The sequence below is a fragment of the Streptomyces megasporus genome (genome assembly GCF_000718985.1).
Classification (GTDB): Bacteria; Actinomycetota; Actinomycetes; order Streptomycetales; family Streptomycetaceae; genus Streptomyces; species Streptomyces megasporus.
Map to the genome: position 1 here is coordinate 23718 of NZ_JODL01000008.1, position 23663 is coordinate 47380.

A 23663-nucleotide genomic window follows, 5' to 3' on the forward strand; every position below is an offset into this window, starting at 1 on the left:
CATGACCGTCACACTCATCACCGGGGCCAACCGGGGGCTGGGGCTGGAGACCGCCCGCCGGTTGGTCGACGCCGGGCACACCGTCCACCTGGGAGCGCGCGACCTCCGGCGCGGGGAGGAGGCCGCGCGGCGGATCGGCGCCCACCCGCTGCGCATCGACGTCACCAGCGACGCGTCCGTGCGGGAGGCCGCCCGGCTCCTTCGGGAGCGGGCGGGGCGGCTGGACGTCCTGGTCAACAACGCGGGCATCGCCGGGCCCGCCCGTCCGGCGGGCGAGGTCACCGCGGCCGAGATGCTGGAGGTCTACGACACCAACGTGTTCGGCGCCGTCCGCGTCCTGCACGCCTTCCTCCCGCTGTTGGAGGAGAGCGACGCGCCCGTGGTGGTGAACGTCGGCAGCGGACTGGGATCGCTGGCCGTCGCCGCCGACCCCGCGGGGCACGCGTCGGTCGTGCCCGACTGGATTCCGGCGCCGGCCTACGGCTCCTCCAAGGCCGCGCTGAACATGGTCACCGTGCAGTACGCCCACGCCTGCCCGACGGTCAGGATCAACGTCGTGGACCCCGGGCTCACCGCCACCGACTTCAACGGCCACGCCGGGACCCGGACCGTGGAGGAGGGCGCCGAGATCATCGTGCGGATGGCCACGATCGGCGCCGACGGCCCGAGCGGCGGGTACTTCTCGGCGAACGGGGTGGTCCCGTGGTGACGGCGCGTCGGGTCGAGGTCGTCCTGGACTTCGTGTGCGTCCACTCCTACCGCGGGTTCGTCCGGTTCCTCCGCGCCGCCCGGCGCCACCGGGCCGACGGGGGCGAGGTGGAGACGGTGCTCCGCCCGTTCCGGCTGGCGCCCGAGGCGTCGTTCACCGGGGAGCCGCTGTTCGAGGTCCACAAACGGGACAGGGGAGAGGCCGTCGCCCGCGCGATCGCGGCCGACACGTCGCTCGGTGCCGCCGACGGCCTGGAGGTGAACCTCGGGCGCGCCGTGTTCGTCAACACCTTCGAGGCCCACCGGCTTCTCGCGAGGGCGTCCGGCGCGGGGCGGGGCGAGGAGATGGCCGAGCGGTTGTTCCGGGCGTACTTCACCGACGGGCTGCACATCGCCGACCGGACCGTCCTGGACCGACTGGCGGCCGAGGTCGGGGTGGTGCCGGGCGCGGGCGGGGAGGCCGAGCTGCGGGCCGAACTCGACCGCGTGCGGGAACTCGGCGTCCGCTCGGTACCGGTCTTCCGGTTCGACGACGGAACGGTCCTGGAGGGAGAGCGGTCCGAGGAGGCGTTCCTCGCGGCTCTCCGGTCGTGACGCCGGTCGTGACGCCGGTCGTGACGGCCGCGGAACGTTTGACCTCCTCCGATCACGGAACCCGTGCCCCTTGTCCCGCGGCGCCTCGTGCGCGGACCCGTGTCCACCGTGACATGCAAAAGGGACTGATGGAACACAACGCCACACAGGGCGATGAACGGGGCGGCGAACCGCGACACGTCGGTGTCCACGCCGCCGGGCAAGAGCGAGGAGTCGGAAACACCATGGCCAACGGCACCGTAAAGCTGTCCATCATCTACTACTCGGCGACCGGCACCATCCAGAAGATGGCCGACCGCCTGGTCGAGGCCGGGCGGCAGGCCGGCGCGGACGTGCGGTTGCGGCACGTCGAGGAACTCGCCCCCATGGCGGCCATCTCCTCCAACGACGCGTGGCTGCGGCACTACGAACAGATCAAGGACCAGCCGAAGGCCACCGCCGACGACGTCGTTTGGGCCGACGCCGTGCTGTTCGGCACCCCCACCCGGTACGGCAACGTCTGCAGCCAGCTCAAGCAGTTCATCGACACCCTGGGCCCGCAGTGGCAGCAGGGCCTCCTCGCGGACAAGGTGTACGCCGGCTTCACCGCCTCCCAGACCACCCACGGCGGCCAGGAGTCCACCCTGCTGACGCTCTACAACGTCATCATCCACTTCGGCGGCATCCTCGTCCCGCCGGGCTACACCGACCCGCTGAAGTTCGTCGACGGCAACCCCTACGGCGTCTCCCACGTCACCGGCCCCGAGAACACCGACCCGCTCACCGAGGCGGAGTACAACGCGCTCGACCACATGGCCCGGCGCGTCGTGACGACCGCGGGCAAGCTGCGCGCCGGCGCCTGACGCGGCGTCCGGCACCGGGAAGCGCCCCGGCGGACGGGGAGGGCGGAACGGACCGCCCTCCCCGGTGACGCCGGCCGACCTACGACAGGTGCACCTCCAGCGCCGCCCGGACGGCCGACTCCAGCGCGCCCTCGATCCAGGCGGTCCTGATCGAGGTGTGGTCCCCGGCGAAGAACAGCGGCCCCTCGGCCGTGCCGACGTGCGGGAAGAGCTCGGTGTGCTGCCCGGGCAGCGGGACGGCCGCCTCACCGCCCGCGTACGGGCTCCGCTGCCAGCTCTGGGTCTGCCCGGCACCGGTGTAGAACACCTCGACGCGCTGCCCGTACACCTGCTGCACCCCGCGCAGCGCGTACGGGTAGCGGGCCTCGTCGTCGAGCGCGTCCCAGCGCCGCGCGTCGTCGGCCCAACTGTAGGAGGCCAGGATCACCCCGCCCTCGCTGCCCTCGACGGGGTGCGAGGGGTGGAGCACGAGCCGGTTGGGGTTGTCGGAGACCGAGCCGCCGCCGGTGACGCCCACCGCCTCCGGCTGATTCCGGGAGACCCAGCGGTGCGCGGTGTAGTGGACGCGCTGCGCCTGGGAGACGCGGCCCCGCGGCACGGACGGGTGCGCCCCCAGCAGGCTGCCGTCGTCGGGCGCGCGGCCCGTGCGGTAGGCGTCGTACAGCCCCGGCCGCACCTTCTCCAACTCGCGCTTCCAGTCGGCCTCGGAGAACTCCCACCAGCGGCGGCTGAACTCCAGCAGCACCTTGGTGGCGCTGTCGTAGTGCAGCTCGGCCACCGCGCGGCGCTTGCCGTACGACAGCGGCGGGGCGATCTGCACGTGCCGCAGCCCGGGGAGGGGCACCGTGAGGATCGCGCAGTCGGCGGTGAACTGCTCGCGCACCACCATGCCGTCGCGCCCCTCGGAGACGGTGTCGATCCACACCCGCGGCCCGTCGGGGGTGAGGTGCGGGGTGTCCTCGCGGACGCCCTCCCCGTCCGCGCGGTACTCGACGCGGGTCACGCGCCGGTCGAGCCGGACGTGGTGGTGGACGCGTTCCAACAGGGCGTCGGTCAGCGCGGCGGTGCCGCCCTCCAGCTCCCAGTAGGTGGGTCCGGGGCTGATCAGGGACCAGCCGACGAAGCTGTGGAGGAAGGACAGGGGGAGACGGGCGGTGAGGTTCTCCAGGGTGCCGACCAGGTCGATGGTGCGTTCGTCGAGTCCGGCGTGCTCGGCCAGGAAGCGGTGCATCGACCAGTGCCCGAACCGCCGGACGATCCGGGCCCAGCCCTCCAGGCGCTCCCGCACCGGCTTGTCCAGGCGTCGCCCGCCGGAGGTGCGCAGGCTGTACTCGTCACGGATCGGGTCCAGGGCGTTGAGCAGGATCGTCGGGGCGGGGACGTCCCAGTACTCCTCGGGCACTCCGAAGGAACGATTCACCGCCCGAGGCGACCTCAGATAGTCGGCGCGGCGGACCCGGATGCCGTTGACGTCGATCCACGAGCGGTGCGCGGGCCTGCCCCGGCCGTCCACGTCCACGTGGTGGAAGCGTCGGCGCTTCAACCCGAGCCGGTCGACCAGGCCCATGGTCAGCTTGTGGTGGCCGGGGATGTGGGTGGGGCCGGCCTCCGCGTACTGCCGGGCGTCGGCGAAGGGCTGCCCGGCGCGCTCGTGGCCGCCGGAGCGGAAGGTCTTGACGCGCCCGCCGACCCGGTTGCCGTTGGCCTCGACGACGGTGACGCGGTGCCCGGCCTGGTTGAGCAGCACCGCGGCGGCCAAGCCCGCCGGACCCGCCCCCACGACCAGCACCTTCTTGGGGGAGCGGGCGGTTCCGGGGCGGACGCGGGGCAGGCCCTGGTGGTGCAGGATTTCGGCGTACCGGGGGACCAGTTCGTTGTTCTCCTCGTCCAGGAGGAGGATGGCGCGGGCCACGGCCAGACAGGTCTCCCAGTCGGCGGTGCCCTTGTCGGCGGAGGCGGGGGCGGAGGCAGTGGTGGGAACGGCGGCGGGGACGGGCTCGGGCGCGGAGCGCGCCGGTGGCGCGGGGGCGCCGGCGCCGAGCCCGGCGACGGCGGCGACCGTCCCGGCGCCCGCGGTGAACCGCCGTCGCGACAGGCGCGTGTCGGGGGTGTGGTGGTCCTGGTGCATGATCACCTGCCTACGGCGGCGCCGCCCCGGCGGACCGTCGGCACACGGGAGGAACCGTCGAATTCGCTCGTACGGGACGCCCGTTCGGCGCGAAAAGCGTTGGTTCGGAGGCGGGCGCGCGGGGCATGGTGCCCCCATGGAAACCGTTGTGCCCGACCTCGTCACCCTGCGCCCCCTGGACGAGGAGCTGCTGCGCGCGCTGTCGGCCACGGCCGTCGCCGAGGCCGATCCCCGTGAGGTGATGCCGCCGGTCGAGGAGGACGGACCGGCCGGGTGGACACAGCGGCGCCGGGAGGCGTTCCTGGCCTTCCACCGGTCGCGCTCCCTGGGCGCCGCGCCGGCGGAGGACGTGTACGCCGTCGTCGTGACCGAGACGGACGGGACGGGACGGCCGACGGAGGCGGTCGCGGGAGCGGCCCGGCTGGCTCCGGGCCCGGAGCCGGACACGGTCGAGGCGGGGCTGTGGCTCGGACGCTCCTACCGGGGCCGAGGGGTGGGCACGGCGGTCTTCGCCCGGCTCGTCGAGACGGCCGGGGCGGGTGGCGCCGCCCGCCTGTTCGCCCGTACCGGCGCGGTCAACGCCGCCGCCCGGCGCATGCTCACGGCGGCGGGCGCCGACCTCGTGCGGCACGGCGACGGGACGGTCACCGCGTGGCTGGCCCTGCGCCGGCCGGTCGGACGTTGCGGTTGAGGCGGAAGAGGTTGTGCGGGTCGTGGACGGCCTTGAGGGCGGCGAGCCGCTCGTAGGTGTCGGGCTCGAACCCGGCGCGGGTCCGGGCCTCGTCGGCCCGCTCGCCGTCCCCGTAGAGGAAGGCGAGGCTGTGGCCCACCGTCCACGGCTCCAGGGCCCCGCGCAGCAGGGCGTGCCGCTCGCGGATCTCGTCCGGGTCGGTGCCGGGGCCGGGGAAGGAGATGACGCGGACGACGTACTCCGCCTCCCGGTGGTCCACGGCCACCCGCGCCGGGCCGCGCCGGCGCAGCGCCCCGCCGAGGTGGCGGACGTCCACCACGCAGTCGACGGGCGACCGCGGCCCCACGGTGTCGAACACGGCGCGCAGCGCCTCGGGCGGGAACGCGCGGAGCAGGGCGTTGTCGGCGGTGTAGGCGTGCGGGGTGGCGGGTTCCCGATGGATGGTGTCGGACTCGGCGTACGGCATCTCCCGCAGGTCGTCCACGAGCCGTTCGCCGACCGCCCGTAGCGGCGCCACCAGCCGCTCGCCCCGCTCGGCCGGTCCGTCGAGGGCGATCCGGAGGGAGGCGGTGTACCGGCCGCGCAGCGGGGCGGGTACGGCGGGGAGGTCGGGGAAGCGGAACAGGACGGCGGTGGAGGTCAGTTCCTCGGGCGCCTCGGCGGTCCACTGCCGCCAGGTCTCCACGGCCTCCTGTGCCAGTGGGGCGTCGAAGACCAGTTGGCCGCCGTAGATCGAGGGCACGGGGAAGAGGTCCACCTCCATGGCGGTCACGATCCCCAGGTTGTCGCCGCTGCCCAGCAGCGCGCCGAACAGTTCGTCGCCGGGCCCGGTGCGGTGGAGGCGCCCGTCGGCGGTGACGACCTCGAGCGCGCGGACGTGGTCGGCGGCGTAGCCGAACCGGCGGGCCGACAGACCGATGCCGCCGCCGAGCGTGTAGCCGACGGCGCCGACGGTCGGGGAGGAACCGGCCAGGGGCGCCAATCCGTGCGGGGCCGCCGCCTCGATCACCGTGCCCCACCGTGCCCCGGCGGCGACGCGCGCCGTCCGGGTGGCGGGGTCGACGTGGACGTCCGTCATCCGCCGGGTGCTCACCAGCACGCCGCCGTCGGCGGCCACCGACAGCCCGTGCCCGGTGGCCTGCACCGCGACCGGCAGTCCGTGCTCGGCGGCGTGTGTCACGGCCAGGCGCACGTCCTCGGCGTCCACCGCGCCGACGGCCAGAGAGGGGCGGTGGGCGTAGGCGGTCTGGAAGCCGGAGACCTCTTCCTCGTAGCCGGGGTCGCCGGGCCGGAGGACCGGGCCGGTGAAGGGCGGAAGCCGCCGTGTCGTGTTCGCCATGAATCCCAGCGTGGTGGCCGCCGGTCCATAAGTCCAAGATCTGATTCTGATGGCGACTAGAATTCCCGCGTATGGAACTCCGACAGTTGCGGTACCTGGTCACCGTGGTGGAGGAGGCCGGCTTCACCCGTGCCGCCGAGCGTCTGCACGTCGCCCAACCGGGGGTGAGCGCGCAGGTCCGGCAGCTCGAGAAGGAGCTGGGGCAGCCGCTGCTGGACCGCTCGGGTCGGACGGTGCGCCTCACGGAGGCGGGGAAGGCGGCGCTGCCGTACGCGAGGGCCGCGCTGGCCGCCGCCGACGGCATGCGGCACGTGGTGGAGGAGTACACCGGGCTGCTGCGCGGCCACGTCACGCTCGGCCTGTTCTCCGCCGCGGCCACGCACGACTTGGACGTGGTCTCCGTGCTGGCCGACTTCCACGACGAGCACCCGGGAGTCGAGATCACCCTCACCGAGGACGTCTCGGACCGGATGATCACCGCCCTGCACCACGGTGAACTGGACGTGGCGGTGATCGGGCTCACCGGGGAGGAGCCGCCGGGGGTCTCGCTCCAGGTGGTGATCGACGAGCCGCTGGTCGTGGCCGTCCCGCCGGACGACCCCCTCGCCTCCCCCGCGGACCGCGCGAGCGTGACGCTGGACGCCCTCCGCGATCGGACGCTGATCAGCCTGCCGCGCGGCACCGGGCTGCGCGGTGTCCTCGATGGGGCCTTCGCCCGGATCGGGGCGCGTCCCCACGTCGGCTTCGAGGCCGCCGCGCCGCACGTCCTCGCCCGGATCGCCGAGCGGGGGCTGGGCGTCGCCGTGCTGCCGGCGTCCTCGGCGGCCGAACACGCGGACCGGCTGCGGGTGTTGGAGATCGTCCGACCCCGGCTGCGCGGCCGGATCGCCCTGGCCTGGCGGGCCGACGGTCCGGCGAGCCCCGCGGCCCGAGCCTTCCTGGCACGGCTGCGCACGGCCCTCCCCGCCCCGGGGCCCACCGGTTCCGGGGACGGCTCGGGTCCCCTGTGAGCGGGGGTCGGAGGACGGTTCGAGAGATATTCGGAATTCTTAATTCCGTTTGACGTCGGAGTGTCTTCCCCGGATGCTTTGGGCTTGCTTGACAAATAACTGTTGTTAACGAACACTTGCGTGTCGTGGACGTCGATATCGCGCTGGTTCGCTCGTTCGTGGTGACTGCGGACGAGTTGCATTTCCGCCGCGCGGCGGAGCTGTTGGGCATTACCCAGCAGGCCCTTTCCCAGCGGATTCGACGCCTGGAGAACACGCTCGGAGTGATGCTGTTCGTCCGGGAGGGGCGGAGCGTCGAACTGTCCGAGCACGGGCGTCGTTTTCTCGCGCCCGCCATCCGCCTTCTGGCCGCGGCGGACGCCGCGCTGGAGGCCGTCCGCCCGGAGCGGCAGCGGCTGCTGAGGATCGACGTGGTGGACGGTCGACTCGCCCCCCTGCGCCTGGTGCGGAAACTGGTGGAGGACAACCCGGACGTCCAGTTGAGCCTGAGCATGCGCCAACGGCTCTCCGCGGCGCTGCCCGCGCTCGTCCGCGGGGAGATCGACGCGGCCTTCGGACGGGTGCACGACGTCTCCGGCACGTGGCCGGCCAGCGTGACCTCGCGGTTGATGAGGCTGGAGCCGCTGCACGCGGTCGTGCTGCGCGACCACCCGCTGGCCGACCGGTCCGCCGTGGAGACGAGCGACCTGCGGAAGGTCGGGGTCTGGCTGCCGTACTACGGAACGCCCTCGGAGTGGGTGTGCTACGTGCGCAGGTTCGCGGACGCCTTCGACGTCCCGCTCACCCTCACCGGCCCCGTGGTCGACGAGGAGCACCTCGTCCGGCGCATGCGGGAGCGAGGGGACGAGGTGTGTCTGAGCGGCGGTGACGTGTCGTACGACCACTCCGACGCGATCCGCTCGATCCCCGTGACCGCTCCCGTGCCGCTGTACCCCTGGTCACTGGTGTGGCGCCGGTACGAGACCCACCACCTGATCGAGAAGCTCTTCGGCGTCGCCCACGAGACCGGGGCGGACGGGTTCGACTACGACTCCGAGGAGCAGTGGCTGCCCGAACCCGACCGGGAGCTGCTCGCCCGGTGAGGCCGGTGGGCCTCGTGAGAGGGGCGTAGGAAACTCGCCATTGCCCCACGGGTGCCCCGGACCCGCCCTGGCGCGATTCCACCGTCCGGACCACCGTCGACCGCCCCGAGGGCATTGTGCCAGGGGGGTGGAAGAACCTTTCCACCCGTGCCGCGGCGGCGTCGTGGCGGGCTTTGCCATGGGCATCGGCGGCGAACCGGCTCCGCTCTTTCCGGCTCCGAGACATCTTTCGACCCGGCGGACAAGGGTCTGTTCGGAAGTCCGAAAACACACTGATTCGTTTGTGGGTCGGAAGAACGAATGTAGTGTGTGTGTCGCTTTCGAATAGTCGTGCGTTACGAGTCGATCGCGGAGGTCAGCCCGGGGGGTACATGCCTATGGGTGTCCCTGCGGAATCGATTGCGACTGAGAAACCGAAACCGCCGATCGGCGCAGCGTTCCGCCACGCCCGCGTCGGCCTGCTCCCTCACTTCTTCCCGCATCCGACACTTCCGAACAATCGAATTCGTCCATCGCCGCGGTGGCTCGCCGGCGAGCGTGTTCGCACGTCTTCTCGCTGTCCGTTGTCAATGCTTCTGGGGGATACATGCCTGTTCGGGGGAGGATCCTGCCGACCGCCTCGGTGTGCCTGGCGACGCTGTTGCCGTTGTCGACCGTTCCCGGCTCGGCGTTCGCCGAGGAGCGCGGCGCGCCCGTGCCCTCGCCGACCGCGTCCGTCCGCGCCCACCTGGAACGCCTCGACGAGATCGCCGACAGGAACGGCGGCCACCGCGCCTCGGGCTCCGAGGGGTACCGGGAGTCGCTGGCCTATGCGGAAACCGTCCTCGAACGCGCCGGATACCACACGGAACGCCGGCCCTTCCGCTTCCTCTACACCGAGACCCTGGAGGAGCGGCTGACGCTGGCCGACGGCACCACGCGGACGGTTGTCCTCACCGGGTACTCGCCGTCCACGCCCGAGGGAGGCCTGGAGACCACCGTGGCGGTGCCGGCGGGAAGCGGGTCGGAGCGGCAGGGCTGCGCTCCCGGAGACTACGCCGGCACACCGGTACGGGACCGTGTCGCACTGGTGGTCGACGGCGGCTGCTCCCTGGACGACAAGCAGCGCGTCGCCGCGGACGCCGGGGCGGCGGCCGTGCTCGTCGCCAACGACGGTCCCGGGGAGCTGTACGGCTGGCTGGCACGGCCGCAGGAGGCCCGCATACCCATCGCCGGCGTCTCGCGGCGAACCGGTGAGGAACTGGCCGAGGAGGCGGCGCGGGAGCGCCCGGTCACCCTGGCCATCCGCTCCCTCACCGAGGAGCGCGTCACCGAGAACCTGATCGCCACCGGCCGGACGGGGGACCCCGAGCACACGGTGGTGTCGGGCGCCCACCTCGACTCCGTCCCCGAGGCCCCCGGCATCAACGACAACGGAGTTGCGGTCGCGGTCCTCCTGGACACCGCCGTGCGGATGGCGCGGCTCCCGGGGGGACAGCGCAACCGACTCGTCTTCGCCCTCTGGGGCGCGGAGGAGTTCGGCATGGTCGGCTCCCGGCACTACGTGCGGTCGCTGTCCCCGTCGGCCCGCGACGACATCGAGCTCTACCTGAACCTGGAGATGATCGGGAGCCCCAACCACGGGCTCTTCGTCCTGGACGGCACCGCCCCCGACGAGCAGACGGGCGCCGTGCCCCCGCCCGGCTCCGCCGAGATAGAGGAGCGTCTCCGCGACGCCTTCTCCGCACGGGGACGGACCGCGCGCCCGTCGGGCGCGGAAGGGAGGTCCGACTACGCGCCCTTCATGGAGGCGGGCATCCCGGTGGGCGGTCTGTACGGAGGGTCGTTCGAGACCAAGACGGCCGAGGAGGCGGCGCTGTGGGGCGGCACGGCGGGCGAGCCCTACGACGCCTGCTACCACCTGCCGTGCGACGACATCGACAACTACAGCCCCGCGGGCGCGGAGGCACACCGGAGCGCCTTCGCGGACGTGCTGGGGCACTTCGCGCGGCACCGGCTCTCCTCCGGCGGGACCCCGTGACGAGGAGTCCCGTGACGAGGAGTTCGGACCGGAGGAGGGAGGACGTTCCGTGGGCGGTCGCGTCGTGGTGGGAGCCCTGATCAGGGACCCGGACGATCGGATCTTCGTGCAGCAGCGCTCGGAGGACCGACGTCTCTTCCCGGGCTGCTGGGACATCGTCGGGGGCGCGGTGGAGGACGGGGAGAGCCTCCTGGCGGCGCTCCGCAGGGAGATTCGGGAGGAGACGGGGTGGGAACTCGACCGTGTCCTGACGCGGTTGCCGCCCCGTACCTGGGAAGCCGACGGACACCGTCACACCGAGTACGACTACGTCGTCGAGGTGCGCGGCGACCTCGCCGCGCCCCGCCTGGAATGGGACAAGCACCCCCGGTACACCTGGCTCGGACCCGACGGGATCTCGATCCTCCACGCGGACGCCGAGCGCACTGGCAGCAGCTTCATCGTCGATTCCGTCAGCGCGGCGCACCGCTGGCTCGCGGCCACGCCCGAACGCTCGTGCCGCGCCGCCGAACAGCCCCTTCCGCACGAACCGCGGCCCTAGCCGCGTGCAGCACCGTCACGACGCACGGCGGCCGAGAAGGACCGACCCGGCGTGCGCGTGCGGTTCGAGCGAGCGTCAGGAGGATGGAATGCCGGTCAGCGAAGGGAAACGTCTCCGAGTGCTGGTGGTGGGGTTCGCCGGCCACCAGGGAACCGAATACCTGCCCGTCATGAGGCGGCTCGCCGACGTGGTCGGCGGGGTCGATCCCGCGCCGGAGGCCGACGAGATCTCCCACCGGCACGGCTTCCCCCGCTTCGCCACCGTGGGGGAGGCGTTGAAACGAGTGAGCTTCGACGCCGCGCTGGTGACCGTCCCGCACAGCCTGCACTTCCCGCTCTGCCGTGAGCTGCTGTCGCACGGCAAGCACGTGCTGAAGGAGAAACCCTTCGCGGTCACCGCGCGGGAGGCCCGGAGGCTGGCGGAACTGGCACGGTCGGTGGACCGGAGCGTGTTGGTGCTCGTGCAGCGGAACTTCAACCCCGCGTTCCGGTTCGCGCACCGGAACCTCCGGCGCATCGGGGCCCCCTACTGGTTCTCCTACGACTACCACATGAACCTGCCGAAGCCGACCACGGGCTGGCGGGCCTCCAGGGAGCAGGCGAGCGGCGGGGTGCTGCTGGACATGGGATACCACCTGGTCGACGCCCTGTGCGGCATGTTCACCGCCCCGGCCGCGGTGCAGGCCACGTTCCTGCACTGCTACGCGGAGATGCGCGAGCGGCGGCTGGAGGACCTCGTCAGCCTGCAGTGGACCTACCCCAACGGGACGTTCGCCGGCTCGATCCGCGTCTCACGACACAACCACGAGAAGGTGGAACGGCTGTCCGTCCTCGGCAGCGAGGGATCGCTGGCCATCACGCCGACGGGCGCCGGCCTGTACTCGCCGGGTGGTCGCGAGACCGACCGCGTCGTCGTGGAGTGCCCCAAGGACCGGATCGTCGAGGACATGGTCGCGCACTACCTGCGCCACCTGGACGACCGGCGGTACCGCGACGCGCACATCGAACGCCAACTGGCCACGGTGCGGATCATCGACGACGTCTACCGGGAGCAGCGCACCGAACAGGAACACGCCATCGACCGGGCCTCCTGAGACCCACGGCCGCGGGACGCGGAGTCCGCGGCGGAGCGCGGCCGGAGACCGAGGTGGACCAACGCCACGAAGAGGAAACGTGAGAGCTTTGACGACCGTACCCACCCGAACGCTCGACGAGTACCTGGCGGTCGCGCTGTCGGCCCACGAGGCACCGGGGGAGACGTTCCCGGTGTACGACCCCGAGGGGCGCCACCTGTGGCCCAGGCGTGTCTCCGCACGGCTGGGCATCCCCGTGGTCGATCCGCCGACCGGGGAGCCGCGGACGGACTCCGGCGCGACCCCCGAGGAGGCCGAGGCGGTCCTGCGGCACGCGCGCGAGGACCACCTGGTGGTCGCCGTGCCGGGCCGGGGGAAGGACGAGGGGTACGCCTGGCCGGCTGCCGTCTTCGCGCTGGCCAAACGGGCGCGGTTGGAACGGGCATACGGAGTCGAGGACGTCCTGCGCGCCGTGCGCCGTGCCGGCTCGCCCCGGTGGCTGACGATCGTCGGGCCGTCCGACGCGCTCGGGTTCGGCTGGACGGCCCGGATCCGTGAGGCCCGTCCCGAGCTGGACGTCGGATTGTTGTGCGCACAGTCCGTCGTCAAGCTCGGCGAGCTGGTCTTCAAGGCCCTGGCCCACCCGCGGCTGCCGGCCGCCCGCGACGTGTTCGTCGCCCCCCTCCTCAAGGGCGACGCGCCGGTCGCCGCCGGCCGGCTCACCACCTACCCGCAGGACGCCGTGGACGCCGCCGCGCTCACCGACGGCACCGGCCTGCACCGGGTGTTCAGCCTCATCACGCACGGCAGCGAGGACTACATGCGCCTGGGCTCGGGCGACATCCTGTGCGGCCTCACCCCCGACGAGTCCGCCCGGGAGGCCGCCGTGCGGGAGGGCGGCCCCCTGCCGGCGTGCCTCCAGGGAGACGGCTGCGTCTACCCGGAGGCGCGGCGCCGGGACCCGGCCCGGGTACCGGCCCAGGTGGTCTTCGCCAACGCCTGCCTCACCGTCAAACTCGGCACCCAACTGCTCGGCCGGGACAACCGCTTCACCGTCGCCCAGCGGTTCCTGGACGCCTGGGCGGGGAGTTACGTCGCCAGCCCCCTGCTGAAGGACGGCACGCCGGCCGAGAACCTGCTCTTCCACCACCTCCTCGACGAGGGGTTGCCGCTCGGCACCGCGGTCCGGGTGGTCAACGACAACCTGCGCCGCTGGGGCGTCGACGCGCCCGAAGTCGTGATCATCGGTGACCCCGAGGCGACCTACGCGCCGGAGCCGGCCACGGTCGCACCACCCTCGGTCACCTGCCACGAGGAGCCGGGCCGCGCACGGATCGTCTTCGAAGGGGTCGTGCCGGCCCGCACCCGGATCCGGTTGAAGGACCCCGATCTCCTCGCCGGACCCGCCGACGGCCTCACCGTGACACCCCTCGCCCCCTTCGGTGGGCGCCAACCCGTCTACTGCGCCACCGGAGTGATCGACGGCGAACCGAACCTGTTCGTCCTCGCCCTCCAGGACCACCGGATCACCGGTCCGCACACCTCACGGACCCTGGTGCTGGAGCGCACGACGGGCCGGGGCGCCGCGCCCGGGCCCACGGCCCACGGCTCGGGCGCGGTCGCGGCGGCGCACCGCATCGTCCGGGCGATCGAGCGCTACGAGAACCTGGCCTTCCTCGATCTCCGGCTGGACCGGACCCGCAACATCCTCGCCGACGCCGCCAACAGCCTTCCGACCATCGCCCGGCGGGTGAAGGCGGTGGCCGCGGAGCCGACCCGGTCCGAGCCGTTGGAGAAAGCCACCGACAGGATCCTGGCGAACTGCCGGCGCCTCGACCGCAACCTGCTGGAGATGCTGCTGCGGCTGACCGAGACGCGCGAGTACCACTTCGTCGAGGCGTACCGGCCCGCCTACGCCGTGCGGCACGTCGACAGCCCTTACGGCGTCTGCGACTACTGCGGCGAGGTCCTGCACCGCTACGTCAGCGCCCATGTGCTCCGTCCCCACCTCCGCCGCCACCTGCTGAGCTGCCCCGTGTGCGGTGCGACCCAGGACACCGAGGACGACGCCGTGCGCATCGCCATCCGCGGCGACAACCGGCTCCAGCCGGGGACGGAGACCGTCCTCGACGTCCGTATGGACAACGACGGTGACGAGCCCCTGGAGGTGCTGCTCGGCGCCCGCATCACCCGTGGCAAGCCGCACGGCTTCGGCTTCCGGTTGGACCCGGACACGCTGACCGTCCCCCCGCGCGCCGCGGCGCGGACCCGACTGACCGTCACCACCGGAGAACCCTCGATCCACCACCCCGTGCTGCTGCGCTTCTACGCCGTGGGCCTGGGACGCATCGACTTCGCCGGCCGGGACCTGTGGATCCGCAAGGAGCGCTGACGCTCCGCCGCCGCGCACCGGGGCGCACGAGACCGGCGCACGAGATCGGCGCACGAGACCGGCACGGACGTGAGCCGACGACGAACACGAGACGAGGAGGACACATGAGCGACGCCCGGACCCTTGCGCTCCTGGGCGGGGAGCCGGCGATCTCCCGGCCGCTGCCGCACGAGGTGTGGCCGCCCCCGGCGTCGGAGGAGGAACTCGCCGCGCTGGCCGCGCAGCGGAACCTGGACATCTCCATCAAGGGCAGCAGCGGGCCGATCGCGGAGCTGGAGCGCGACTTCCTGGACTTCCTGGAGAACCGCGTGCGCTGGGCGGTGACGTTCAACTCCGGGACGAGCGCGCTGTTGGCCGCCTACTTCGCGCTCGGCGTGCGCGAGGGCACCGAGGTGATCGGCCCGGCGCTCACCTACCACGCGGCGCTCAGCCCGGTGCACGTGCTGCGCGGAGACGTCGTCCTGGCCGACATCGACATCCGCACGCGCGGTGTCGACCCGCGCGCGGTGGAGGAGGCGATCACCGAGCGGACCAGGGTCCTCACCGTCGTCCACCAGTGGGGCCACCCCTGTGACATGGACGCCCTGCTGGACATCGCCGACCGGTACGGCCTGAAGGTCCTGGAGGACTGCTCCCACGCCCACGGCAGCCGCTACAAGGGCAGGCCGTGCGGAACCTTCGGGGACGCCGCGGTCTTCTCCCTGCAGGCCAACAAGGCGGTCTTCGCCGGCGAGGGCGGCATCCTGGTGACCGACGACGCCGAGGTGCACGACCGCGCGACCCTCCTGGGCCACTACCGCGACCGCTCCCGCGACCGCGTGGTGGACGAGGAACTGCGCCGGTTCTGGGTGACCGGTTTCGGTCTGAAGCTGCGCATGTCGCCGTTCAACGCGCTGGTCGCGCGCCACTCCCTGGCCGCTTTCCCGGCCCGCAGGGAAGCCCGTCACCAGTGCCTGCACTACCTCAACGCACGGCTGCGCGACGTGCCCTACCTGGAGCCGGTCCATGTCGCGGACGAGGTCGACATGGGCGCCTGGTACGGCTTCAAGCCGCTCTACCGGCCCGAGGCGCTGCACGGGCTGCCCCGCGCCGTGCTCATCGAGGCCCTCCGGGCGGAGGGCATGGAGGTCTCCGCGCCCTCCGGCCCGCGCCTGGCGACGCTCCCGCTCTACTCCGACGCGGACAGCCCCCTCTTCCCCGGCGCGCCCAGGCGCGCCGCCGCCCCCGAGGAGGGCTCCGTCGCCGAACACGTCGAGCGGCACGCCCTGTCGCTGCCCACGTTCACCAACTGGCCGGAGGACAAGGCACTCATCGACGAGTACGTGGAGGCGTTCCGGAAGGTGGGCCGCGAGTCGGCCGCCCTCGCCGCCCACGCGGCACGCCGCTGACCCCCGTCCCCGCCCCGTGGGGCGGACCGACGAACCGAGAGAGGCACTCATGACGATCAAGGAATCCCCGGAAGCCGCGGCGAGGGTCCTCGCCCACGCCCTGGAAGGGGAGGACCTGCCGGACTCCTTCACCCTGCTGGGCAAGGAGTGGAGCCTGCACCGGGGCGTCTTCCCCGGCACCATCACCGCGGCCACCGAGGTGATGGCGTCCGTCCTGCCCTACCCGCGCGGCGGCAGCTTCCTGGAGGTGGGATGCGGCACCGGCGTCATATCGGTCACGGCCGCGCTCTCCGGCTGCTCCCACGTGACGGCGCTGGACATCAACGAGAAGGCCGTCGCCAACACCGCGGAGAACGCCGAACGACACGGGGTCGCCGACCGGGTGCGCGTCCTCCACAGCGACCTGTACTCCGCCCTCGGCCCGGAGGACCGCTTCGACGTCGTCTTCTGGAACGTGCCGTGGACCTACGTCGAGGAGGACTTCCCGCTCACCACGGACCTGCACGGTGCCGTCTTCGACCCCGGCTACCAGGGCCAGCACCGGTTCATCACCGAGGCCCGACCGCACCTGGCGGACGGGGGGCGGCTGCTCATCGGCACCGCGGACCTGGGGGACCAGGAACGGCTGGAGCGGTCGGCGGCCGAGATCGGCATGCGGGTGGAACTGCTGCGTCGCGTGCGGCGCATCGAGGTGACGCGCGTCATGGAGTACAGGTTGCTGGAACTGACCGCCGCGTGAGCGCCGGTGGGGGCGGGCGCGCCCGCCCCCACCGGCCGGGCCCCGAACGTCCCGACGAACCACCCACACGAGAGAGGCGCGCATGCCGACACCCGAGGACCTGGCCCTGGCGAGGGAACTCGCCGACATCGCCGATGCCGTCACCGTGGAACGCTTCCGGGCACGGGACCTGGAGGTCCGCAGGAAACCGGACCGCACCCCCGTCACCGACGCGGACCTGGCCGTCGAGAAGGCGGTGCGCGCGGCGGTCGAGGAACGCCGTCCCGGCGACGCCCTCTTCGGAGAGGAGCAAGGCGGCGAGATCACCCGGGGCCGCACCTGGGTGGTGGACCCCATCGACGGCACCAAGAACTTCCTGCGCGGCGTCCCGGTGTGGGCCACCCTCGTGGCCCTCGTCGAGGACGGTCGCCCCACCGTGGGCGTGGTCAGCGCTCCCGCGCTGCGCAAGCGCTGGTGGGCCGGGCTCGGCCAGGGCGCGTGGACGGCCGGCCCCGACGGCCCCGTCGCCCTGCGGGTCTCGGAGGTCGAACACCTGGCGGACGCCTACCTGTCCACCACGGAACTGCGCACATGGGCCGCGTGCCAGGCCCGTGACAGGTACCTGCGTCTGGCCGATTCCTGCTGGCAGGACCGGGCCTTCGGCGACTTCCTCCAGTACTGCCTGGTGGCCGAGGGCACCATCGACCTCGTGGCGGAACCGATCGTCAGCCCGTGGGACGTGGCCGCCGTGCGGATCCTCGTCGAGGAGGCGGGGGGCGTCTGCACCGACCTGGACGGCCGGGACCCGCTGGAGGGGACGGGCGTCCTGGCCGGCAACCCGAGGCTGCACGCCGCCGCGCTCTCCCTGGTGAGCGCGCGGCGGGGCGGTGGAGAGGGGGACCGGGAACCGAACCGATGACCGCGCCGGGCGGGCGCCGCACACCACAGAACCGACATCCTGTCGAGGAACCAGAAGCACAGAAGAAGGCGATACGACCATGCCCACCTCCGACCACACCACCTCCGCGACCCACGCGGTGCGCCCGGCGACCCACGAGGACGTCCCCCGAGCGGTCCGGACGCTGGAACGCGCGTTCGCGGACTACCCCGCCACCCGGCACACCATCTCGGCGGACGACCACGGCAGGAGGGTGCGGGAGGCCCAGGAGCTGATCCTCACCCGCGTCGGCCTGGAGTACGGCCGGGTCTGGGTGGCTGCCGACGGCGACGCCGTGGCCGTGTGGACCACTCCGGAGAAGGACCCCACCCCGGCCTTCGTGGAGATCGGCCCGCGGATGGGCGAACTCGCCGGTGACCGGCTCCACGCCCAGCAGGAGAGCGAGCGCCTGGTGGCGCCCCACCGGCCCACCGAGCCGGTGTGGTTCCTGGCCACCGTGGCGGTGGACCCGGACCGTCAGGGGCAGGGGCTGGGCACCGCGGTCATCCGGCCCGGCCTGGAGGAGGCCGACCGGGCCGGCGTGCCCGCCTTCCTGGAGACCGCCGACGAGCGCAACGTGCGGCTCTACCGGCGGTTCGGCTTCGAGGTCACCGCCGACATCGACATCCCCGACGGCCCCCGCACCTGGTGCATGCGCCGCGCGCCCCGTTCCTAGCCCTTCGGAATCCGCCGTGCCGGCCGGCCGTCGCGTGGCCGGCCGGCACGGCGCCCGCTCCTCGCCGCCGCGGCCGACGGCCGCCCGCCCCGCCCCGCAGGGAGACCACCGTGGGAACCACCACTTCGCACCGTGACCAGTTCGCCGACCAGGCGAGGCTGTTGGAACTGATATGGGGTTACATGACGTCCGACCTGGTGGACGTCGCGACCCGCCTCCGCATCCCGGACCACATCGGCACCCGTGAGGTCGGCAGCGGCGAGCTGGCCGAGGAGACCGGCACCCACGCGCCGTCGCTCCTCCGGCTGCTGCGTGCCCTGGCCGCGCTGGGCCTGTTGGAGGAGCCGCGGGCCGACACGTTCCGCCTGACGCCGATGGGGGCACGGCTGCGCGCCGACGCTCCCGACTCGCTGTACTCGTTCGCCCGGCAGGGGACGGGGGTGTTCCGCCGGGCCTGGGAGGAGTTGGAACACAGCATCCGCACCGGGGAACCGGCCTTCGATCGGATGTTCGGCAAGGACTTCTTCGGTCACCTCGCCTCCGAGCCCGAACTCTCCTCGACGTTCACCGCCTCGATGCGGCAGGCGACCCGCAGCGTGGCCGCCGCGCTGGCGGCGCACCACGACTTCTCGCGGTACGGCACCGTCGTGGACGTGGGCGGCGCCGACGGCTCGCTGCTCGCCGCGGTGCTGCGTGAGCACCCGAAGACGAGGGGCGTCGTCTTCGACTCGGCGGAGGGCGCGGCGAACGCCCCCGACACGGTGCGCGCCGCCGGGGTGGAGGAGCGGTGCCGCGTCGAGACCGGCGACTTCTTCCGGGCGGTGCCCGAGGGCGGGGACCTGTACCTGCTCAAGAGCATCCTCCACGACTGGAACGACGAACGTTGCGTGGACATCCTGCGTGCCTGCCGGCGGGCCGTCCCGGAACACGGTCGGCTGCTGGTCATCGAGGTGCTGATGCCCCCGCGCGCCGCCTCGGACGTGCATCCGCTGACCTACCTCAGCGACCTGTACATGTTCGTCACCATGGGCGGCAAGGAGCGCACCGAGCGGGAGTACGCCGAGCTGTTCGAGGCGGCCGGGTTCACGACCGCAGGTGTCGAGTCGCCCGCGACGCTGGCACCGTTCTCCCTGATCGAGGCGGAACCGTCCGCGGAGGCGTGAGGCGCGGCGGCGCCGGGCGGCGGCCCGGCGCGATCGGGCACGGCCGGACACGACGACAAGTCCTCCTTGCCGACCGGCCCCGACCGCTTGTTGGACGCGGTGCCCCCGCCCCTGCTGTGCTGGTGCCGCGCCGAGACCACCGGGCCCGGAACACCGGACGGAACGACCTGTGGCTCGACGCTCCCGCCGTCCCCGGCGCGCACGATCGGTGGAGCCCCCGCCCACCCGTCGCCCGCCCGCGCCGGGGACGGCTCCCGGCACGACGACAAGGAGCCTCGCCCATGGCCGCGGCGGCCGATTCCTCCCCGCCCGTCCCTTCCGTGCGGACCGCGCGCCCACCCACGCCGCCGTCGGACGGTCGGCGGTGGTGGGGCATGGTGGTCGTCGGTCTGGCCCAGATCCTGGTCGTGCTGGACGGCACCATCGTCAACATCGCCCTGCCGTCGGCCCAGGCCGACCTCGGGATGTCGGACGCCGACCGACAGTGGGTCATCACCGCCTACACCCTCGCCTTCGGCGGCCTGTTGCTCCTCGGGGGCCGGGTCACCGACCTCCTGGGACGCAGGCGCGTTCTCCTGGTCGGCCTGCTCGGTTTCGCCGCCGCCTCGATGCTGGGCGGGGCGGCGACGAACCCGGGGACGCTGCTGCTCGCCCGCACCCTGCAGGGCGTCTTCGCCGCCGGACTCGCCCCGGCCGCGCTCGCTCTGGTCAGCACCATGTTCTCCGAACCACGGGAGCGGAACCGGGCGTTCGCGGTCTACGGGGCGGTGAGCGGCAGCGGCGCCGCGGTCGGACTGCTGACGGGCGGCGTGCTGACCGACTGGCTGGACTGGCGCTGGTGCCTGTACGTCAACGCTCCCGTGGCACTCGTGGCGGCGTGCGGGCGTGCGCTGCTGCCGGCCGACGGACCGGTGCGGCGCTCCACCCGGCTCGACCTGCCGGGCGCGCTGCTGGGCTGCGCGGGTCCCGTCGCCCTGGTCTATGGGTTCGCCCGGGCCGAGGGGGGGTGGGGCGATCCGGTGGTCGTCGGCGCGCTGATCCTGGGGGCGCTTCTGCTGGCCCTGTTCGCGCTGGCCGAGCGTCGGGCGCCTCACCCGCTGCTGCCGCTGCGGGTCGTGGCGGACCGGGTGCGGGGAGGCTGTTTCCTGGTCATCGGTCTGACCCAGGTGGGCCTGTTCGGGGTGTTCCTGTTCCTGACCTACTACCTCCAGACGGTCCTGAGGTACTCGCCGGCGCTCACCGGTGTGGCGTTCCTGCCGCTGGCGGCGGGCATGGCCGTCGGCGCCACGGTGATCGCCGCGTACCTGTTGCCGCGTGTGCCACCGCGCGGCTTGGTCGTCTCCGCCCTGATCACGGTGGCGACCGGGATGGCGCTGCTCACCCGGCTCCGCGCCGGGATGCCGGACGTCTACCTCACCCATCTGCTGCCGGCCCAGGTCCTGATCGGCCTGGGGCTCGGCTGCGCGATGATGCCGGCCATGAGCATCGCCACGTCCGTCGGTCCCGCCGACGCCGGAGCGGCGGCGGCCACCGTCAACAGCGCCCAGCAGATCGGGGGTTCGCTGGGGGTGGCCCAGCTCAACAGCGTCGCGACGAGCGCCACCGCCTCGTACGCCGCAGGGCACGGCACCGGGGAGGCGGTCCGGGACGAGGCGGTGGTGCACGGGTACGCCGTGGCGGCCGGCGTCTCCACGGGCATCCTGGCGGCCACCGCCGTCCTCGCCGCCATGCTGGTGACGTCGGCGCCCGGGCTGTCCCGCGGTGGGAGGCCGCGGGACGCGAAGGCGCCGGTCGACGGTGAGCGGCCGGCGTCTCAGGGGACGCTCGGGCCGCCCAGGTAGGTGCCGTCGGCGGAGTAGGGCCAGGCGTTGGAGACGCAACCCTTGAGACCCTTGATCTGCTGCATCATCGCGGGCGCGGGCAGGCCCGGACCGGGACAGGTCTCGTGGCCGTGGCCGATGCGGTGACCCACCTCGTGGTTGACGATCAGCGCCCGGTACTCCGAGACGGGACCGGCGAACTCGGGTGAACCCAGCACCCACCGCTTGAGGTTGACCACCACGGTCCCGCCGACGGCGCAGTTCAGCTCGCCGTGCGTGTTCAGGCCCGCGGCGCCGCAGAGGGCGTCGGCCGTGCCCGGAGTGGCGATCTTGATGACGAAGTCGGACGGCCCGCCGGAGACGAGTCTGAAACCGTTGACGCCGTCGTTGGTCCAGCCGCGCGGATGGCCGAGGATCGCGGCGATCTCCCGGGCGGCCTCCGTGGCCGAGAGCCGGATGCCGTCCTCCACCTGCACCCGGTAGGTGCGGATGGTGCCGCTGCCGACGGCCGTGCCGTCCGCCCGGGCGGTGACGAAGGTGCCGGGGCCGGTCGCGGGCACCGGGATGGCCTCCGGCTCCTCGGGCTCCGTGACCTCGGCGGAGGGGGACGTGGAGCCGGAGGGGGACGCCGACGGCGAGGACGACGGGGACGGTACGGGGGACGCCGTGCGGGTCGGAGCGTCGGTGGGCGGGGCCGTGCTCCCGGAGCCCGCGGCGTTCTCGGCGCGCTCTGTGTTCTCGGCGTGCTCGGCGTTCTGCCGAGCGACCTGTAAGCCGCCGACGGTCGCCATCCCGATGGTCAGCACCGAGGCCAGGACGCGCGTGTGCGGCCGTCTTCGGGAACGGTGGGCCCGGCGGCCGGTGGCACTGCGGCGTCGGTCGTTGCGGCGGCGCCCCACGATGGAATTCCCCCCGAGTGTCGATGCGTGACCCGTCGACCGGTGAGTGGGGGGAGGTCGAAGATCACACCGTAACACCGGTGTCGCGCGGTGGACGAAGGGGGAGCCGACCCGGTGGTTCGCGCCCCGGCGTGCTCCCACCCTCCCGGCGGCGGGACTCCTTCGAGCCGAACGACCCGTGGAGGAGCGGGACTTGAGGGAGGGGCGAGCGTCCGCGGCCGGGGCCCGCCGCGGCGCCGCGCCGGGCCGGGGCCCGGCGCGGGCGGGGCCCGAGCCGGCGTCCGTCCCCTCCTTCGGCCCGCTCACGGCAGGTCGCGGCGGCTGCGGGCGTTGGCCGCGGCGAGGCGGGCGCTGAGCTGCTCGCGCGGGGTGAGCGGCCGGACCTCCTCGGGCCTCGCGTCCCACTCCCGTCCGCCGCCCAGTGGTCGCAGCCAGACCCGCCCGGGGTGGACGTCCATCACGTCCCCCACCCGACCGTCCCGCACGTCCCGTGCCATCGAGCCGACTTCGACACGGGGGAGCGCCTCCCGCTCCCGAGCCCCTTCCGTGGTCATCGTGTCGCCCACGTCCTCAGCGCGTCCACGGCCTCCTCCGGCAGTTCGGCGAGCGGCGCGGTCGGCACGAAGGACGGTCCGGACGCGGCGCGTACGGGCATCGGCGTCCACCAGAAACCCCTGTCGTCGAGGCCGAGCAGGATCTCCGCCGTCGTGTCGGTGCCCGCGGCCCTGGCGGCGCGGGCGAAGTCCTCGCTGTCGGCGAAGACCGCCGACGGGTGTTGGGTTCGGGATTCCATCGTGCTCCGTACTCCGTGGTGCCCCTCTAACGGGCGACTATCACTGTCTGTATCCAGATCGTCGCTCCCTGACTCCAGAAACGGCGGGGTTTTCGCCACGGCCCCTCGGAAGTCCCGCCGGTGCGCGCGAACCGATCGACGGCGCCCCCGCCGAACGGCACGCCACACGCCGTGCGCGGTCGGCGGTTGACCTCAAGTCGACTTGAGGGCCTAGTTTCTCGGTCGTGCCCGGTCGCCTATGAGATGGGATGGGACACCGACATGACCGACAGGACAGAGAGCCTCGACACGACCGCCGTGCCGACGCGGCGGGACCAGTACCGCCTCGCCGTGGTCTTCGGAAGCGTGCGCGAGGGACGCTTCGTCACCACCGTGGGCGAGTGGTTCGTCCGACAGGCCGAGCGGCGCGAGGACGTGAAACTCGACGTGATCGACCTCGTGCGACCGGACGAGGGCGGGAGCGGGTTCGGGGAACGGATCGACGCCGCCGACGCGGTCGTGATCGTGGTGCCCGAGTACAACCACAGTTTCCCCGGGGAGCTGAAGGTGGCGATCGACTCCCTGAAACCGCAGTGGAGTGCCAAGCCGATCGGTTTCGTGTCGTACGGGGGGAGAGGCGGCGGACTGCGGGCGGTGGAGCAGTTGCGGCTGGTCTTCGCGGAGCTGCACGCGGTCACCGTCCGTGACGTGGTCAGCTTCCACAACGCCTGGGAGGTGTTCGGGCCCGACGGCGAGCCCGTGGACGCGGACGAGGCCGCCCGGGCCGCGACCGCGCTGCTGGACCAGCTCGCGTGGTGGGCGACGGCTCTGCGGCGGGCGCGGGAGGACGCGCCGTACCCGGGGTGAGCCG

Annotated in this window: 22 protein-coding genes; 17 read left to right on the forward strand and 5 right to left on the reverse strand. The window is 73.0% G+C overall.

Going from position 1 to position 23663, the window contains the following annotated elements:
- The first annotated feature begins 1 nt into the window (after nucleotide 1).
- The 3 genes from IF47_RS0109520 to wrbA all read left to right on the forward strand — a co-directional run bounded on the left by IF47_RS0109520 (nucleotide 2) and on the right by wrbA (nucleotide 2144).
- A complete protein-coding gene (locus IF47_RS0109520) occupies nucleotides 2-709 on the forward strand; it encodes an SDR family NAD(P)-dependent oxidoreductase (protein WP_031508052.1) in 708 nt (235 codons plus the stop codon).
- On the forward strand, nucleotides 703-1302 hold the full coding sequence (locus tag IF47_RS0109525) for a DsbA family oxidoreductase (protein ID WP_245641062.1): 600 nt from the start codon (nucleotides 703-705) through the stop codon (nucleotides 1300-1302). The genes IF47_RS0109520 and IF47_RS0109525 overlap by 7 nt, the downstream gene beginning before the upstream one ends.
- 224 nt (nucleotides 1303-1526) lie before the next feature.
- Nucleotides 1527-2144: an NAD(P)H:quinone oxidoreductase gene (wrbA, locus tag IF47_RS0109530; RefSeq protein WP_031508055.1), complete on the forward strand. Its 618-nt coding sequence runs from the start codon at nucleotides 1527-1529 to the stop codon at nucleotides 2142-2144.
- 79 nt (nucleotides 2145-2223) lie between these two features.
- Here wrbA and IF47_RS0109535 read toward each other — a convergent pair whose 3' ends face one another.
- Nucleotides 2224-4272, reverse strand: coding sequence for a flavin monoamine oxidase family protein (locus tag IF47_RS0109535; protein ID WP_031508056.1), 2049 nt, complete (start codon nucleotides 4270-4272; stop codon nucleotides 2224-2226).
- Between the two features lie 136 nt (nucleotides 4273-4408).
- Between IF47_RS0109535 and IF47_RS0109540 the strand changes: the two genes are divergently transcribed.
- On the forward strand, nucleotides 4409-4963 hold the full coding sequence (locus IF47_RS0109540) for a GNAT family N-acetyltransferase (protein ID WP_031508058.1): 555 nt from the start codon (nucleotides 4409-4411) through the stop codon (nucleotides 4961-4963).
- Here the strand turns inward: IF47_RS0109540 and IF47_RS0109545 are convergent.
- Nucleotides 4917-6302 (reverse strand): FAD-binding oxidoreductase, encoded by a 1386-nt coding sequence (locus IF47_RS0109545; protein WP_037732314.1) that lies wholly within the window; start codon nucleotides 6300-6302, stop codon nucleotides 4917-4919. The genes IF47_RS0109540 and IF47_RS0109545 overlap by 47 nt on opposite strands.
- Before the next feature lie 71 nt (nucleotides 6303-6373).
- On the opposite strand from IF47_RS0109545, the gene IF47_RS0109550 reads away from it, so the two are divergent.
- The 12 genes from IF47_RS0109550 to IF47_RS0109605 all read left to right on the forward strand — a co-directional run bounded on the left by IF47_RS0109550 (nucleotide 6374) and on the right by IF47_RS0109605 (nucleotide 21142).
- Nucleotides 6374-7312 (forward strand): LysR family transcriptional regulator, encoded by a 939-nt coding sequence (locus IF47_RS0109550; protein ID WP_037732316.1) that lies wholly within the window; start codon nucleotides 6374-6376, stop codon nucleotides 7310-7312.
- A gap of 125 nt (nucleotides 7313-7437) precedes the next feature.
- Nucleotides 7438-8394, forward strand: a complete 957-nt coding sequence (locus tag IF47_RS0109555; RefSeq protein ID WP_031508062.1) for a LysR family transcriptional regulator — start codon at nucleotides 7438-7440, stop codon at nucleotides 8392-8394.
- Between the two features lie 586 nt (nucleotides 8395-8980).
- Nucleotides 8981-10414, forward strand: coding sequence for a M28 family peptidase (locus IF47_RS0109560; protein ID WP_078591680.1), 1434 nt, complete (start codon nucleotides 8981-8983; stop codon nucleotides 10412-10414).
- 49 nt (nucleotides 10415-10463) lie between these two features.
- Complete coding sequence (locus IF47_RS0109565) at nucleotides 10464-10955, forward strand: NUDIX hydrolase (protein ID WP_051717340.1); 492 nt, start codon at nucleotides 10464-10466, stop codon at nucleotides 10953-10955.
- An 88-nt stretch (nucleotides 10956-11043) separates the two neighbouring features.
- A complete protein-coding gene (locus tag IF47_RS0109570; RefSeq protein WP_051717342.1) occupies nucleotides 11044-12048 on the forward strand; it encodes a Gfo/Idh/MocA family protein in 1005 nt (334 codons plus the stop codon).
- Nucleotides 12049-12136: 88 nt separating this feature from the next.
- Nucleotides 12137-14419 (forward strand): hypothetical protein, encoded by a 2283-nt coding sequence (locus IF47_RS0109575; protein WP_031508068.1) that lies wholly within the window; start codon nucleotides 12137-12139, stop codon nucleotides 14417-14419.
- Nucleotides 14420-14523: 104 nt separating this feature from the next.
- Nucleotides 14524-15807: a DegT/DnrJ/EryC1/StrS aminotransferase family protein gene (locus IF47_RS0109580; protein WP_031508070.1), complete on the forward strand. Its 1284-nt coding sequence runs from the start codon at nucleotides 14524-14526 to the stop codon at nucleotides 15805-15807.
- 49 nt (nucleotides 15808-15856) lie between these two features.
- The gene (locus IF47_RS0109585) at nucleotides 15857-16546 is read left to right on the forward strand and encodes a class I SAM-dependent methyltransferase (RefSeq protein ID WP_031508071.1); all 690 of its coding nucleotides are present in this window, start codon (nucleotides 15857-15859) and stop codon (nucleotides 16544-16546) included.
- 82 nt (nucleotides 16547-16628) lie between these two features.
- On the forward strand, nucleotides 16629-17444 hold the full coding sequence (hisN, locus tag IF47_RS0109590) for a histidinol-phosphatase (RefSeq protein WP_037732317.1): 816 nt from the start codon (nucleotides 16629-16631) through the stop codon (nucleotides 17442-17444).
- 79 nt (nucleotides 17445-17523) lie between these two features.
- The gene (locus tag IF47_RS0109595) at nucleotides 17524-18138 is read left to right on the forward strand and encodes a GNAT family N-acetyltransferase (RefSeq protein ID WP_031508074.1); all 615 of its coding nucleotides are present in this window, start codon (nucleotides 17524-17526) and stop codon (nucleotides 18136-18138) included.
- A gap of 110 nt (nucleotides 18139-18248) precedes the next feature.
- A complete protein-coding gene (locus IF47_RS0109600) occupies nucleotides 18249-19301 on the forward strand; it encodes a methyltransferase (protein ID WP_031508075.1) in 1053 nt (350 codons plus the stop codon).
- A 374-nt stretch (nucleotides 19302-19675) separates the two neighbouring features.
- A complete protein-coding gene (locus IF47_RS0109605; protein ID WP_245641063.1) occupies nucleotides 19676-21142 on the forward strand; it encodes an MFS transporter in 1467 nt (488 codons plus the stop codon).
- Here IF47_RS0109605 and IF47_RS0109610 read toward each other — a convergent pair.
- From IF47_RS0109610 to IF47_RS0109620, 3 genes are all read right to left on the reverse strand, one after another.
- Nucleotides 21115-21927: a DUF3152 domain-containing protein gene (locus IF47_RS0109610; protein WP_342667250.1), complete on the reverse strand. Its 813-nt coding sequence runs from the start codon at nucleotides 21925-21927 to the stop codon at nucleotides 21115-21117. The genes IF47_RS0109605 and IF47_RS0109610 overlap by 28 nt on opposite strands.
- A gap of 395 nt (nucleotides 21928-22322) precedes the next feature.
- A complete protein-coding gene (locus tag IF47_RS27635; protein WP_031508080.1) occupies nucleotides 22323-22574 on the reverse strand; it encodes a hypothetical protein in 252 nt (83 codons plus the stop codon).
- Nucleotides 22571-22813, reverse strand: coding sequence for a hypothetical protein (locus tag IF47_RS0109620; RefSeq protein ID WP_031508081.1), 243 nt, complete (start codon nucleotides 22811-22813; stop codon nucleotides 22571-22573). Before IF47_RS0109620 ends, IF47_RS27635 begins: the two co-directional genes overlap by 4 nt.
- A 261-nt stretch (nucleotides 22814-23074) precedes the next feature.
- On the opposite strand from IF47_RS0109620, the gene IF47_RS0109625 reads away from it, so the two are divergent.
- Nucleotides 23075-23659: an NADPH-dependent FMN reductase gene (locus IF47_RS0109625; RefSeq protein ID WP_051717375.1), complete on the forward strand. Its 585-nt coding sequence runs from the start codon at nucleotides 23075-23077 to the stop codon at nucleotides 23657-23659.
- Nucleotides 23660-23663 lie beyond the last annotated feature (4 nt).

What these genes read in the sequence shown, in the direction of transcription:
- IF47_RS0109620 (WP_031508081.1), bottom strand. Translation starts at nt 22,813, where the DNA reads ATGGAATCCCGAACCCAACACCCGTCGGCGGTCTTCGCCGACAGCGAG.
- IF47_RS0109520 (WP_031508052.1), top strand. Translation starts at nt 2, where the DNA reads ATGACCGTCACACTCATCACCGGGGCCAACCGGGGGCTGGGGCTGGAG.
- IF47_RS0109545 (WP_037732314.1), bottom strand. Translation starts at nt 6,302, where the DNA reads ATGGCGAACACGACACGGCGGCTTCCGCCCTTCACCGGCCCGGTCCTC.
- hisN (WP_037732317.1), top strand. Translation starts at nt 16,629, where the DNA reads ATGCCGACACCCGAGGACCTGGCCCTGGCGAGGGAACTCGCCGACATC.
- wrbA (WP_031508055.1), top strand. Translation starts at nt 1,527, where the DNA reads ATGGCCAACGGCACCGTAAAGCTGTCCATCATCTACTACTCGGCGACC.
- IF47_RS27635 (WP_031508080.1), bottom strand. Translation starts at nt 22,574, where the DNA reads ATGACCACGGAAGGGGCTCGGGAGCGGGAGGCGCTCCCCCGTGTCGAA.
- IF47_RS0109585 (WP_031508071.1), top strand. Translation starts at nt 15,857, where the DNA reads ATGACGATCAAGGAATCCCCGGAAGCCGCGGCGAGGGTCCTCGCCCAC.
- IF47_RS0109560 (WP_078591680.1), top strand. Translation starts at nt 8,981, where the DNA reads ATGCCTGTTCGGGGGAGGATCCTGCCGACCGCCTCGGTGTGCCTGGCG.
- IF47_RS0109535 (WP_031508056.1), bottom strand. Translation starts at nt 4,272, where the DNA reads ATGCACCAGGACCACCACACCCCCGACACGCGCCTGTCGCGACGGCGG.
- IF47_RS0109595 (WP_031508074.1), top strand. Translation starts at nt 17,524, where the DNA reads ATGCCCACCTCCGACCACACCACCTCCGCGACCCACGCGGTGCGCCCG.
- IF47_RS0109570 (WP_051717342.1), top strand. Translation starts at nt 11,044, where the DNA reads ATGCCGGTCAGCGAAGGGAAACGTCTCCGAGTGCTGGTGGTGGGGTTC.
- IF47_RS0109580 (WP_031508070.1), top strand. Translation starts at nt 14,524, where the DNA reads ATGAGCGACGCCCGGACCCTTGCGCTCCTGGGCGGGGAGCCGGCGATC.
- IF47_RS0109550 (WP_037732316.1), top strand. Translation starts at nt 6,374, where the DNA reads ATGGAACTCCGACAGTTGCGGTACCTGGTCACCGTGGTGGAGGAGGCC.
- IF47_RS0109605 (WP_245641063.1), top strand. Translation starts at nt 19,676, where the DNA reads ATGGTGGTCGTCGGTCTGGCCCAGATCCTGGTCGTGCTGGACGGCACC.
- IF47_RS0109625 (WP_051717375.1), top strand. Translation starts at nt 23,075, where the DNA reads ATGACCGACAGGACAGAGAGCCTCGACACGACCGCCGTGCCGACGCGG.
- IF47_RS0109540 (WP_031508058.1), top strand. Translation starts at nt 4,409, where the DNA reads ATGGAAACCGTTGTGCCCGACCTCGTCACCCTGCGCCCCCTGGACGAG.